The sequence below is a fragment of the Bacillus cereus group sp. MYBK222-1 genome (genome assembly GCF_051916425.1).
GTDB classification, from domain to species: Bacteria; Bacillota; Bacilli; order Bacillales; family Bacillaceae_G; genus Bacillus_A; species Bacillus_A paranthracis.
The window spans coordinates 1207931-1221307 of the sequence record NZ_JBQAGP010000001.1 but is presented as its reverse complement, the minus strand read 5'-3'; the positions used below and the strand labels follow the sequence as shown (position 1 = coordinate 1221307).

The window sequence follows — 13377 nt, the reverse complement described above, 5'->3', positions numbered from 1 at the left end:
ATTAAGTGGAATAGCGAATATATTAGGAGACAGTGACTTCATGTAAATAGATAGTATTTTGGAAGAAATTATGAGAGGAGATGCTATTTTGTCTAAAAAGAAAAAAAGCAATGATGCCTTGGCGATAGGCGTCGGTATAGGGGTTGTAATCGGTGTAGTCCAAGGTTATTTTACAAATAATTTAGTAATCGGAATTGTGATTGGGATTGTAATTGGAGTTGTGGTTTTGAAGAAAAAATGAGGTGTAAATTCAATTCAAAATTGTCGTGTTAAAAGAATGAATTTTCGGAATATAAATCCTATTTTTCCTTTTTTTATGATATTATATATAAAAAGGATGGTAATGGATATGCCAACAAATAATCAAGAAGAACAAAACTGCTTCATTTGTGAAAACCATAAAGGAAATATTGCAGTTCCAGGTGGAGCTATTTACGAAGATGAACTCGTTTACGTTGGACATGTCCACTGGGATAGCGAAGAAACGTATCTTGGTTATGTAATGATAGATATAAAAAGATATGTACCTGGTCTTGCTGAGCTAACAGATGAAGGAGCGAAAGCGTTCGGACTTATAACAAGTAGAGTAAGTAAAGCGCTAAAAGCAAGTGAAGGTGCGGAACATATTTACACTTTTGTTTCAGGAAATGGTGTACCACATATGCATATGCACATCATACCGCGTTATGAAAATACACCAAAAGAGTTTTGGTCACCGACTGAAGTAGCGAAATGGAACGGTGCGCCTTATGGTGACGCAGGAAAAATCAAAAAACTATGCGAAAGATTACGAAAGTATATGGTGAGTGAATATGCATACAACAAATAATAGACAACATTCATGGGTTGGAAGTAGTGAAATGTGTTTAGACGAAGTTTCAGTAAAACAATATGGTGACATCGTGCTCGGTACATATGGTGGGAATATAAGTGCTGGAGCAAAAAAGAACGAAGATGGTGCGTTAGTTTGGTCAAATGGTGATTGGGAATTTGCAGCTATATTAGATGGACATAATAGTGCAGAAAGTGTTGATTTAGTAGTAAATACAATTCAAAAAGAATATGAAAATATAAAAGAAATGATGAATGAATCGATTGATACAGTATTTCGATCTATTGAAAATCATATTCTTACAATCTTACAATCTTCTTCATTTAAGGAAAAGTGCAAAAGAATTAAAGGTGAAACAGCTTGCTTACTATGTGTAAGAAAAGAAAACTATATATGGTGGTTATCTATCGGAGACTGTTTAGTGTATGTATTTCATGATGAATTACACAAATTAGGACAATACGCACTAAATCAACGTCATTTTTACGAATGGATTGGTAACGTAAATACTTTTGATTTACCTGTTCCTTGTTATTCAACAGGCATTCGTGAATTACGTAATGGAAAGAATCGAATTGTAATGGTGACAGATGGAGTATTAGAATGCGGGGAACGTCGGTATGAAACTCCTGTAAATCTGTATAGTGATATGAATAGAAATAATATAAAACTTGAAGAAAGTGTTCATCATGTATTAGAGCACGTTCATCATCAATTCGGACGCGATAGTGCGACAATTATTAGTTGGGACATTGATAATAAAGGAAAAGCTACTTATCCGAGTGATCAGCCAGAGAAAATAAAAGTAAGAAAATAAAAGGAGAGGGTTTTCTGTCAATTACCAAAATAACGCTATTAATTTTATGGGTACTATGTATATTCGTTTTTGAAAAAATAGCAAGAAGAAGATTAAACATCCCGAAACAAAAGGGATGGGATAATCAATATGTGAATAAAACACATAAATGGGGGAATAGAATTATTATTTTCTCTTATATAGTTGTTATTGCGATAAGTGCTTTGTTTCCAAACCGTATATTTATGGGGTATGTACCTCTTTTGTTTTTTATCACGTTATATGGATTTCAATCATATATGGAGTGGAAATATGATAAGGAATCGCGCGAGTTCTTGATTTCATTATTTGCAGTTACAGCGCTAATAATAACTGGATTAATTATATACTTCTTTCTTTAATAAATTTTCAATTAAAGAATTAAAGGAGGAAAATAATGAATAGATCTGTATTACGTGTAGAAGTTATTATTTATAATGGAGATAACTCAAAAGTGCTCGTTCAATGCGATGAAAATGAATCATTTTATCGTTTTCCAGGAGGCTCTATTGAATTTGGTGAACCAGCAAAAGAAGCGATAATACGAGAATTAATGGAAGAATACGATTTGAAAATTGATGTCCAAGAGCTAGCTGTTGTAAATGAGCATATTTTCGAGTGGAACAACGAAAAAGGACATCATTGTACATTGATATATTGGGGAACTGTTCAAGAGATGGTTACAAATGAAATAAGGCATAAAGAACATGAGAATATTATATTAATATGGAAGAGCATAGAGGAATTAAAGGAGAAGCCAACATATCCTGAAGGAATTGTAAGTTATTTAGAAGAGAATAACCATAATATAGTCCACTTTGTTTCTAAAAATATATAAAGTAATTGGAGGGATAACAATGGATACCTCTACAATTTTAATTATTATTATTGGACTGGGTATAGGTGGTTACTTTTTAGAACAGTTTTTAAGAAGAAAATTAAATATGGAGAAAAGAGGCTTCTTTGGATATAAGCATGTGAATAGTTTACATGTAAAATTAGAAATAGGTCTTATTATTATTTATGTAATAAGTAGTTGTTATTATATGTTTAAATTTGAAAACGCTAAAATGGCTTATGTCATGTTCACTTATTTAGGGATATCATGGACTTTAAGAGCATGGATGGAATGGAAATATGATAGAAAATCAAAAGAATATATACTTTCGATAACGGGAAGGGTTTCTTTTATATTGATGCTCTCGATACTATTTTATTTCGTTCCACCTGCTGTATAATTAAAAATTTGATTATAAATAATGAGATAACTAATAAATAAGAAACCATTTACTGCTAAATGGTTTCTTATTCAATTTAACCATTTAATTTCGCTAATACGGATTTAATGAAATTTGTTTTATCCTCTGCATATTGATGTTTATCATTAGGATTAGCTTGTGAAAGTTGAATCTTCAACTGTTCATACTGTATACGAGCAGTCTTATTGTCTATTAAGTAATCTCGAAATTGTAATTGTTCTATTAAATGTTTATTCCTTTGTTCATACATATGAATTTGATGAGTTCTTGGTTCACCTTTATTAAAATAATATCTTTCGGGTAATACATCCTTTCTATATTTATAATTTAATAGTTCTAACTTTTGAATACATTTTAAAGCGTCTTTATAATCTTCTAGTTCGATTGCAATATCAATAATTGGCTTTGCACTTAAATGCGTAATAGCAGTACTGCCAATATGGTGTATCGCTAAAATATGTTCGCCAATTTGTTCCTCAATGAATTGTTTCTCCTTTATAAATTCAATTGCCCACTCTTCAGTCCACGGAACTAAAAACACTTTACCACAGGGTAAACCTAACATTTAATTAGCACCTCTTTCAAAATGTTTTTCAATAAAGGTAATTACATTTTCTTAAAGCTTCTCAAAACAAGATATTCCCACAATCTCCAAGGAAGAATTTTCTTTGCAAAGATCATAAATTTTACACCTTTACCGATTGGATAACGTAAATTCGTACGCTTAGACTCAGCAATTTCTACAATTTTATTAGCAACATCTATCGGATTACCAAATGTATCACTGCCGCTATTAATATGTTTTTGTATTTTATCCATATATTCTTTGTAAGGAGAAGTAGTATCAGATTGGTTTGTAGCTAGTTGTTTACCAACTTCCCATATATTCGTGTTATAAGAACCAGGTTCCACTAAAACAACATCTATTCCAAAAGGTTTTACTTCTAAACGAAGGGATTCACTCCATCCTTCTAATGCATGTTTTGAAGAAACGTAAGGAGATAGACCAGGGAATCCAACTTGACCACTAATGCTACTTATATTAATAATTTTCCCACTTTGTTGTTCTCTCATATATGGTAAAACAAGCTGAGTAATCGATATAGCACCAAAAAGATTCGTTTCAAATTGTTTGCGATATTCCTCTACTGGAATTTCTTCTACAAAGCCACCATTAGCATATCCTGCATTATTAATAAGGAGGTCTACTCTGTTTATTTCTTTTAAAAATAATTGAAAGGTATGTATAGAGTTTTGATCGGTTATATCTAATTGTTGGACTGTTATGTTGTGCAGCAAGTTTAGTTGAGTAGCTTGAGATAGTAAGTTCGCTTGTTTTTCAAGGTTTCTCATTGTAGCGATAACTAAATAATCTTTTTTTGCGAGTTCGAGTGTAGTTAATAGTCCAAATCCACTTGAGGATCCTGTAATAATTGCGACTTTTTTGTTCATTTTCTGCCAGCTTTCTTTTTCTTTTATCATAACGAGTTATGATAAGAAAATCTATTATTCTTACATTCGTTTTGAGAGCATTACCCGTTAATTCTATATTCTATGAGATTTTTAAAAGAGGAAATTATACGGACTCAGCGTATATAGAGAAGTGAGTATGAATACGTTTATGAAATGAGGGAAGAATAATGGCCCATGTGAAGGATGTATTAGCAGATCAGTTATTAGCGAATGCGAACGATCCTAGTTGGTATATTCCGTTTTCAGATGCAGTTAAGGGTTTATCTGAGAGGGAAGCTTTCTGGAAACCGAATGAAGAGAGTAACAGTATAGCTGAAATTGTACAACATTTATTGTATTGGAATTCTACGTGGCAAACTAGATATAAAGAATCGAATGTGAATGCTGTGCCCGCTATTGGAGATAATAACAAAAGTTTTATGCTTTCAAATAATCAAACTTTCGATGAATTACGAGAAAAACTACTAGAGAAACTGTTACTATGGCAAAATCTCATAAATGAAGAAAGGGTTGAAAGCGATGTAGTAGGATTTCCTGTTTCTGCAAAGTGGTGGGAAGTGCTAGCCAATGTAACTACTCATAATGCATATCATATCGGTCAAATTATTTACATCCGAAAATTACAGAAGAGTTTTGATGGTGAATAAGATAATAATTTTCAAATTAGGTGAACAAAAGTAGACAAAACGAGACTAATGTCTCATTTTGTCCACTTTTTTATTTTCAACATAGAGAGAAAACCTATTAAATCAAGGATTTGAAATTGGCACGGTACTTGCAATATAAAAGATGAACAAGAAAATAGGAGGGCTGAACATGTTAAAAACAACTGAAAGTAAAGGGAATGGAATTACGAAAGAACAAGCTCGCTGGATGTACGAAAAAATGTTAGAGATTCGTAAGTTTGAAGATAAGGTGCATGAATTATTCGCGCAAGGCGTTCTGCCAGGTTTCGTCCATTTATACGCTGGGGAAGAAGCGGTAGCAGTTGGTGTATGTGCCCACTTAACGGATAGTGACAGTATTACAAGTACGCATAGAGGACATGGACACTGTATCGCAAAAGGTTGTGATTTAAACGGTATGATGGCTGAACTTTTCGGGAAAGCGACAGGATTATGTAAAGGTAAAGGCGGATCCATGCATATTGCTGATTTAGATAAAGGAATGCTTGGTGCAAATGGCATTGTAGGTGGTGGTTTCCCGCTTGCTTGCGGTTCGGCATTAACAGCTAAATATAAAGGAACGAAAGATGTAAGTGTTTGTTTCTTCGGTGATGGAGCAAATAATGAAGGTACGTTTCATGAAGGGGTTAACTTAGCGGCGATTTGGAAGTTACCAGTTATTTTTATCGCTGAAAATAACGGTTACGGTGAAGCAACGACATTTGAATATGCTTCAAGTTGTGATTCTATTGCGGATCGTGCAAAAGCTTACAATATTCCAGGTGTTCAAGTAGATGGAAAAGATCTGCTAGCTGTATATAAAGCTGCTGAGGAAGCAGTAGAACGTGCGCGTAATGGCGGTGGTCCAACAATAATTGAATGTATGACATATCGTAATTACGGTCATTTCGAAGGTGAAGCACAAACGTATAAAACTTCAGAAGAAAAAGAAGAACATTTAAATGAAAAAGATGCGATTGTGAATTTCCGTAAGCATTTAATTCATGAAGCTTTATTAACTGAATCTGAGCTTGTAGATATGGAAAAGGCAGTAGATGAAGCGGTTCAAAAATCAATTGAATTTAGTGAAAATAGTCCATATCCAGAGGATGAAGAGTTATTAAAAGATGTATACGTTTCTTACAAATAAGAGGAGGGTGAAAAATAATGACTAGAACAGTAAGTATGTCAACCGCAATTAATGAAGCGATGAAAATATCGATGCGCCGTGATGAAAATGTAATTTTAATAGGAGAAGACGTTGCAGGTGGTGCACAAGTTGATCACTTGCAAGATGATGAAGCATGGGGCGGTGTTCTTGGTGTTACGAAAGGCCTTGTACAAGAATTTGGCCGAAATCGTATTTTAGATACACCAATTTCAGAAGCGGGTTACATGGGAGCAGCAATGGCAGCTGCGGCAACAGGACTACGTCCGATTGCTGAATTAATGTTTAATGATTTTATCGGTAGTTGTCTTGATCAAGTATTAAACCAAGGTGCAAAGTTCCGCTATATGTTCGGGGGTAAAGCGAAAGTGCCAGTTACAGTACGTACGATGCATGGTGCAGGTTTTAGCGCAGCTGCACAACATTCACAAAGTTTGTATGCGTTATTTACGAGCATTCCAGGTATAAAAGTTGTCGTTCCTTCTACTCCATATGACGCAAAAGGCTTACTATTAGCGGCAATTGAAGATGATGATCCGGTAATCTTCTTTGAAGATAAAACACTCTACAATATGAAGGGTGAAGTGCCAGAAGGTTATTACACAATTCCATTAGGAAAAGCGGATATTAAACGGGAAGGTTCTGACGTAACAATCGTCGCAATTGGAAAACAAGTTCATACAGCACTTGCGGCTGCTGAGCAATTATCGAAAAAAGGACTTGAAGTAGAAGTAATTGATCCACGTTCTTTATCACCACTGGATGAAGATACGATTTTAGCATCAGTTGAAAAAACAAATCGCCTTATTGTTATTGATGAAGCAAATCCAAGATGTAGTATCGCAACGGATATTGCGGCAATTGTAGCAGATAAAGGATTCGATTTGTTAGATGCGCCTATTAAACGAATTACAGCACCACATACACCAGTTCCGTTCTCGCCACCACTTGAAAAGTTATATTTACCAACGCCGGAAAAAGTAATTGAAACTGTATCAGAAATGATCGGAGACCAAACTTTATTACATGTGTAATAAAATGATGAGAAGGGAGAGAGAAGCATGGCTGTAGAAGTTGTAATGCCGAAGTTAGGTATGGCGATGAAAGAAGGTATTATTACAAGCTGGAATATTAAAGCAGGCGATCATGTCTCAAAAGGTGAACTAATTGCTAGTATTAATTCGGAAAAAATCGAAACTGAAATAGAAGCACCAGCTGATGGAACTGTTCTTGATATAGCTGTAAGTGAAGATGAGGGAGTTCCACCTGGCACTGTCATTTGCTATATCGGTAAGCTGAACGAAAAAGTAGAAATCAATGAAAGTATAAATGTTGTAGAAGAAAAAGCACCTAATCTAGAGCCTAAAAAGGTCCAACATCCAGAACCATATGCGAAAGAAGTGGCGAAGAAAAGAATCAAAATTTCACCTGTAGCGAAGAAAATTGCAAAGTCTGAAAATCTAGATATCAAAGCATTAGTTGGTACAGGCCCTGGCGGAAGGATTACAAAAGTAGACGTATTAAAAGCGATTGAAGAAAGAGTAACAATTCCAGAAGTACTTGAACAAGAAGAAAGTAAAGTAATTCCTGTTACTGGTATGCGGAAAGCAATCGCAAACCGTATGCATGCAAGTTTACAAAATAGTGCACAATTAACATTAACGATGAAAGTAGATGTTACAGATTTAGTTGCTTTACATAAAGAAATAGCTTCAGTTGTACAAAAACGATACGATAACAAACTAACTATTACGGATTTCGTTTCTCGTGCTGTTGTATTAGCGCTTGGAGAGCATAAAGAAATGAACAGCGCTTATATGGATGATACAATTCATCAATTCGAACATGTTCATTTAGGCATGGCAGTCGCATTAGAAAAAGGATTAGTCGTTCCAGCTATTCGCTTTGCTAATAATCTATCTTTAGTAGAGTTATCTAAACAAATTAAAAACGTTGCACAAAAAGCAAGAGAAGGTAGTTTAAGTAGTGATGATATGCAAGGGACAACCTTTACAATTAGTAATTTAGGTAGCTTCGGTATTGAATATTTTACGCCAGTATTAAATACACCTGAAACTGGTATTTTAGGTGTAGGTGCAATTGAACATGTTCCAGTATATAAAGGGAAGAAAATAAAAAAAGGCAGTATGTTACCTTTAAGTTTAACATTCGATCATCGTGTATTAGATGGTGTACCAGCAGCTGCATTTTTACGCACAATTAAACGTTATTTAGAAGAACCTGTAACAATTCTTTTATAAAGAGAAGGTGAGAGAATGAGTAAACTAGTCGTTATTGGTGGCGGACCTGCTGGCTATGTAGCGGCAATTACCGCAGCTCAAAATGGAAAAGATGTCACTCTTATTGATGAAGCTGATCTTGGCGGGACTTGTTTAAATGTTGGGTGCATGCCTACAAAATCATTGTTAGAAAGTGCAGAAGTGCATGACATTGTAAGAAAAGCGAATCATTATGGAGTTACACTCAATAATGGAAGTATATCAATTGATTGGAAGCAAATGCAGGCGAGGAAATCACAAATTGTAACGCAGCTCGTTCAAGGAATTCAATATTTAATGAAGAAAAATAAAATAAAAGTTATACAAGGTAAAGCGAACTTTGAAACGGATCATCGTGTGCGGGTTATATACGGTGATAAAGAAGATGTAGTAGATGGAGAACAGTTCATTATAGCGGCAGGTTCAGAACCGACTGCATTACCCTTTGCTCCATTTGACGGAAAGTGGATTTTAAATAGTAGCCATGTAATGTCCATAGATTATATACCAAAATCATTATTAATCGTTGGCGGTGGGGTAATAGGATGCGAGTTTGCAAGTATTTATAGTCGTCTTGGAACAAAAGTTACGATTGTTGAAATGGCACCGCAATTATTACCAGGTGAAGATGAAGATATCGCACACATTTTAAGAGGGAAACTAGAAAATGATGGTGTAGAAATATTTACAGGAGCAGCTTTAAAAGGATTAAATAATTATAAGAAGAAGGCTTCATTTGAATATGAAGGAAGTATCCAAGAAGTTAATCCAGAATTTGTTCTCGTTTCTGTCGGCCGAAAACCACGTGTACAACAATTAGATTTAGAAAAAGCAGGCATTCAATATTCAAATAAAGGAATTTCTGTGAATGAACATATGCAAACCAATGTATCACATATTTATGCAGCAGGAGATGTGATTGGTGGAATCCAGCTTGCTCACGTTGCATTCCATGAAGGAACGACGGCAGCATTACACGCGAGTGGAGAAGATGTAAAAGTAAACTACCATGCTGTACCTCGCTGTATTTATACCGCTCCAGAAATTGCTAGTGTCGGTTTAACAGAAAAAGATGCAAGAGAGCAGTACGGTGACATACAAATTGGAGAATTTCCTTTTACAGCAAATGGAAAAGCGCTTATTATTGGAGAACAAACGGGGAAAGTAAAAGTTATTGTGGAACCTAAATATCAAGAAATTGTTGGAATTTCTATTATTGGTCCTCGTGCAACAGAACTAATTGGTCAAGGAACTGTAATGATTCATACGGAAGTTACTGCCGATATTATGAGAGATTATATTGCAGCGCATCCAACTTTATCTGAAGCGATTCATGAAGCTTTATTGCAAGCGGTAGGACATGCTGTACACGCTTAAATGGAATTATAATAAACCACTATTCTCTAAATGAATAAGAGAATAGTGGTTTGAATTTTTACGGGAGAAATTGAATATCCTATTATTTTTTTACGTCAATCGCTGAAGTAATATCGTTCCAATCAGCAGCTAAATTAGCAGTTTTACCGTACCAATCCGCATGTTTGAATACAACACCTTTTCCATAGCCTTGTGTTGAAGTATGCTCCCAAAGTGTCGTTGAATAACTTGCTGAAGGTGATGCTGTACTTACAGAGGAAATTCTGTCGTTCCAGCTAGATGGTAAGTTTTTAAAGCCGCTGCTCCAGTAAATATATTGGCCACCTTTATCTTTATGTTCATAAAAATCAGTACTACCAGCACCGCTACCTAAAGGATTAATTTTATTTTTAAGTACTTTTTTATCCTTTTCAATATAAGCATCTAATGTTTCACGGCTAGTAAAACCATAAGCTAGCCAATCTCCATTTTCATTTTGCTCTGGTAATACCATAGTAATTTGGATGTCTTTCTTATCTTGATCACTTAATTTTGTAAGAGAATTAACATTCTGTTCATCCACTTTTAAATAATCAAAAGACTTAATTGTGTTACCTTTTTCTTCAGCACTTGCTACTCCTAGTCCTCCAGTTAATGCAAATCCCGCTACTAATGTACCTGCTACTAATTTCTTCAACATATAACCATCCCTTTTAGTTTAGATTTTTGTACAGGTGAATCTTTGTACTAGTAAAATGTATTCTAATTATCAACTATTGTAAATATTCTGAAGTTTTAGAAATAAAAGATGGAATATTTACAGTTTTGCATTTTTTCTTTAGAAAAAATAGTTATTAGAATGATATAATAAATAGATATATCACTTTTGTTGGATGTTAAAATGTTTTAGGAGGGAAGCTGAAGAAGTAACGATTTGTGCAAAAGATGTATTGCTGGAGATAGATTACTAGTAAACTTGATTACTTTACAAACAAAAAAACAGTCGTATTTGACTGTTTTTTATTTAATTGCTAAATTTTCAAGTTTCCAATATGTATCTGTTAATGGCGCAGCTTTGCTATCTATGTATAAATACATATTATTTAAATCTTTTGGAGAATCTTTCATATTAAATACAATGTCGGTAGTTAAAGAAAACTCAGATGGAACCTTTTTAGCATTTTCATTTTGTATAACTTCACCTTTGTATTTTTTACCCGTTTTTTCATCTTTTATGAAATATTTTATTTCTGAAAGATCTATCGTTTGTCCGTCAACACGAGCATTATTTATAGTAACGCGAGCTGTGAGACGCCACTCTTTGTCTATTTTTTCAAATTTAGCATTTTCAACAGTTGCTCTATAGTATTCGTTTTTAAAGATTTCCCCATAGTGCATTGCATTTTTTGCTAGAGCGCTTTTTTCTTGTTTTGGTGTAGCATTTCCACTACATCCTGCCATTATCCCTGTAAATAATAATGCTGTACAAGTTACTTTCATTATAGATTTCATAATAATTCCTTTCTGTGTTAAAAAGTAAAACATAGGCATAATTTTACATGAATAGGAAAGGAAATGGAAGTATATTTGCGGAATATGCAAATGTACATTTATTTTGTTGTCAAGTTAATGGAATAGAAAGAGGGAAAAAGCTGAATAAAACGGAGTGAATAAGAAGTGAAAATATTGTAAAGCGGAAGAGACATGCATATAATTAAAATAAGGATAAGATTTCAGAATCTTCAATAACAGAGGTGGACACATGTTTACTGAAGAGCGTAGAGAGAAAATTTTAGAGTTACTTAAGAAAAATGGAAGGGTAATTGCAAAGGATCTTGCGGAAAGTTTCGATATGTCTATCGATTCTATAAGAAGAGATTTGTCTATTATGGAGAAGGATGGCTTGTTAAAAAGAACACATGGAGGAGCAATTGAACTTGCTAGAGTACGGAATTTAGCTACCAAGCCATTGAAACGTTATAGTAATGGTTCTGTATATGAAGACGCAATTGCAAAAATCGCAGCTTCTTATATACAAGAAGGAGATTCCGTTTTTATTGGTGGAGCTTCTATTCATTATGCCATGTTAAAATATTTACCTGAAACATCATTTACAGTTGTTACGAATGCTTTAGAAATTGCTAGTACGTTACGGGAATATAAGAACATTGATACGTACTTAATTGGTGGAAAGGTGAAACCATCAGGAAATATGACAGATACACTTGCCTCAGAATTGATAAGTAGACTCTCTATTGATCTGTATTTCTCTACAGGTGGTGGCATTTCATTGAATGGTATAAGTACTGCAACGCCTGAAGTTGCTTTTTTTAGTAAAACAGTAAGTAAGATTGCTAGAAGAAATATTTGTTTAGCTCCTCACAATAAACTTGGAATAGACTACTTTATAAAAGGAGAGTCACTGATTGAAATTGACATTATAATAACAGATTCGGAGGCTAGTAAAGAAACAATTCAAGAATTTGAGAAACAAGGTAAAGAAATTGTAATAGCATCAATAGACTGCATTTAAAAGGAGTTTGAAATGATTATAAAAGGGCAAGAGTTTCACATAAATGGATTAGTTTATACAGTTCGTTCTGCAGCTGAAACAGATGCGGAACAGTTGTCGGAAATTAGAGTTCAGATCGATAGAGAAACTGAAAATATGGATAGAGAAGCTGGAGAGGGATTTATAGATAAGATAGGGTTTCAAAACATAATAAAAACAGATAGTGAAGAGAGTAAGAATCTGTTTTTAGTTGCAGAAGTGCACAACCGAATCGTTGGATTTTCAAGGTGCGAAGGTTCAAATCTGAAGAGGTTATCTCATAAAGTAGAATTTGGCGTTTGTATTTTAAAAGAGTTTTGGGGATATGGAATGGGTAAGAGTCTATTGCAACAATCTATTCATTGGGCTGATGAAAATGAGATTAAAAAGATATTATTACAAGTATTAGAAACAAATGAAAAAGCCATTCAGCTATATAAAAAATTAGGTTTTGAAGTAGAAGGTATTTTAAAAAATGATAAAAGGCTGTCGGATGGGAAGTATTATAATACGGTTGTAATGGGAAGGTGTATTTGAGTCTGTTCATTAAAGAGGTGAAAATGTATGTTTTATAGAAGAAAGTACTATATAGTAAAAAATGAATTTATTAAAATTTTTAATGATCATTTCAATCATACGAACTTACCTAATCAGTTAAAGCATGGCTCTAGGCTAATAGGACGCTGGATGAAAGATAATAAGAATGGTACGACCGAAGTGTTTGCCATATGGGAATATGATAGTTATGAACAGTATAAAGAAATAGAATCAAAGATTAGAAATGACGAGAAACATGCTAGAAGAATACATGAATGGTATGAAAAACATGGCGGAAGAGAATATGTTTTACAGGAGTACATAGTAGAGATGAAAAATGAAGAGTTAGTGTGTACTGTAAAGTGATAGAGAGGTGAGGGATAATGGGAATGAAAACAAAATTATATTTTAGTGTAGCATCC

18 protein-coding genes are annotated in these 13377 nt (G+C 34.0%); 14 read left to right on the top strand and 4 right to left on the bottom strand.

The genetic code is table 11. The features are described 5' to 3' along the window. Positions 1-70 precede the first annotated feature (70 nt). From ACTFR9_RS06260 to ACTFR9_RS06235, 6 genes are all read left to right on the top strand, one after another. Complete coding sequence (locus tag ACTFR9_RS06260; protein ID WP_001992228.1) at positions 71-241, top strand: hypothetical protein; 171 nt, start codon at positions 71-73, stop codon at positions 239-241. A 102-nt stretch (positions 242-343) separates the two neighbouring features. Continuing rightward, a complete protein-coding gene (locus ACTFR9_RS06255; RefSeq protein WP_229136312.1) occupies positions 344-829 on the top strand; it encodes an HIT family protein in 486 nt (161 codons plus the stop codon). After that, positions 813-1649 (top strand): PP2C family serine/threonine-protein phosphatase, encoded by an 837-nt coding sequence (locus ACTFR9_RS06250; RefSeq protein WP_229136313.1) that lies wholly within the window; start codon positions 813-815, stop codon positions 1647-1649. The genes ACTFR9_RS06255 and ACTFR9_RS06250 overlap by 17 nt, the downstream gene beginning before the upstream one ends. A gap of 41 nt (positions 1650-1690) precedes the next feature. Then, the gene (locus tag ACTFR9_RS06245; RefSeq protein WP_163258297.1) at positions 1691-2029 is read left to right on the top strand and encodes a DUF4181 domain-containing protein; all 339 of its coding nucleotides are present in this window, start codon (positions 1691-1693) and stop codon (positions 2027-2029) included. A gap of 35 nt (positions 2030-2064) precedes the next feature. Beyond that, complete coding sequence (locus tag ACTFR9_RS06240; RefSeq protein WP_001082139.1) at positions 2065-2505, top strand: NUDIX domain-containing protein; 441 nt, start codon at positions 2065-2067, stop codon at positions 2503-2505. Positions 2506-2524: 19 nt separating this feature from the next. Continuing rightward, positions 2525-2905: a DUF4181 domain-containing protein gene (locus tag ACTFR9_RS06235; RefSeq protein ID WP_229136314.1), complete on the top strand. Its 381-nt coding sequence runs from the start codon at positions 2525-2527 to the stop codon at positions 2903-2905. 76 nt (positions 2906-2981) lie between these two features. On the opposite strand, the gene ACTFR9_RS06230 is transcribed toward ACTFR9_RS06235, so the two are convergent. Beyond that, positions 2982-3491, bottom strand: coding sequence for a GrpB family protein (locus ACTFR9_RS06230; protein WP_073535898.1), 510 nt, complete (start codon positions 3489-3491; stop codon positions 2982-2984). Between the two features lie 41 nt (positions 3492-3532). Further along, positions 3533-4378 (bottom strand): oxidoreductase, encoded by an 846-nt coding sequence (locus ACTFR9_RS06225; protein WP_212566750.1) that lies wholly within the window; start codon positions 4376-4378, stop codon positions 3533-3535. A gap of 188 nt (positions 4379-4566) precedes the next feature. On the opposite strand from ACTFR9_RS06225, the gene ACTFR9_RS06220 reads away from it, so the two are divergent. The 5 genes from ACTFR9_RS06220 (at position 4567) to lpdA (ending at position 9888) form a co-directional block, all read left to right on the top strand. Continuing rightward, the gene (locus ACTFR9_RS06220; RefSeq protein ID WP_000951610.1) at positions 4567-5046 is read left to right on the top strand and encodes a DinB family protein; all 480 of its coding nucleotides are present in this window, start codon (positions 4567-4569) and stop codon (positions 5044-5046) included. Positions 5047-5215: 169 nt separating this feature from the next. Then, on the top strand, positions 5216-6214 hold the full coding sequence (acoA, locus tag ACTFR9_RS06215; RefSeq protein ID WP_000921306.1) for an acetoin:2,6-dichlorophenolindophenol oxidoreductase subunit alpha: 999 nt from the start codon (positions 5216-5218) through the stop codon (positions 6212-6214). Positions 6215-6231: 17 nt separating this feature from the next. Continuing rightward, positions 6232-7266, top strand: coding sequence for an acetoin:2,6-dichlorophenolindophenol oxidoreductase subunit beta (gene acoB, locus ACTFR9_RS06210; protein WP_000198894.1), 1035 nt, complete (start codon positions 6232-6234; stop codon positions 7264-7266). 27 nt (positions 7267-7293) lie between these two features. Then, complete coding sequence (locus ACTFR9_RS06205) at positions 7294-8493, top strand: dihydrolipoamide acetyltransferase family protein (protein WP_000257750.1); 1200 nt, start codon at positions 7294-7296, stop codon at positions 8491-8493. A gap of 15 nt (positions 8494-8508) precedes the next feature. Beyond that, positions 8509-9888 (top strand): dihydrolipoyl dehydrogenase, encoded by a 1380-nt coding sequence (gene lpdA, locus ACTFR9_RS06200; RefSeq protein WP_000041196.1) that lies wholly within the window; start codon positions 8509-8511, stop codon positions 9886-9888. Positions 9889-9970: 82 nt separating this feature from the next. Here lpdA and ACTFR9_RS06195 read toward each other — a convergent pair whose 3' ends face one another. Then, on the bottom strand, positions 9971-10567 hold the full coding sequence (locus ACTFR9_RS06195) for a hypothetical protein (RefSeq protein WP_000914447.1): 597 nt from the start codon (positions 10565-10567) through the stop codon (positions 9971-9973). Between the two features lie 320 nt (positions 10568-10887). Then, positions 10888-11379, bottom strand: a complete 492-nt coding sequence (locus ACTFR9_RS06190; RefSeq protein WP_000836188.1) for a hypothetical protein — start codon at positions 11377-11379, stop codon at positions 10888-10890. Positions 11380-11629: 250 nt separating this feature from the next. Between ACTFR9_RS06190 and ACTFR9_RS06185 the strand changes: the two genes are divergently transcribed. The 3 genes from ACTFR9_RS06185 to ACTFR9_RS06175 are packed head-to-tail and all read left to right on the top strand — an operon-like array spanning position 11630 to position 13321. Next, positions 11630-12400 carry a DeoR/GlpR family DNA-binding transcription regulator gene (locus ACTFR9_RS06185; protein WP_073541725.1) on the top strand — a complete coding sequence of 257 codons (771 nt, stop codon included), beginning with the start codon at positions 11630-11632 and terminating at the stop codon, positions 12398-12400. Positions 12401-12412: 12 nt separating this feature from the next. Then, entirely contained in the window at positions 12413-12955 is a 543-nt protein-coding gene (locus tag ACTFR9_RS06180; protein ID WP_229136315.1) for a GNAT family N-acetyltransferase, read from the top strand. Positions 12956-12982: 27 nt separating this feature from the next. Next, complete coding sequence (locus tag ACTFR9_RS06175; protein WP_000499967.1) at positions 12983-13321, top strand: NIPSNAP family protein; 339 nt, start codon at positions 12983-12985, stop codon at positions 13319-13321. Positions 13322-13377: the final 56 nt, after the last annotated feature.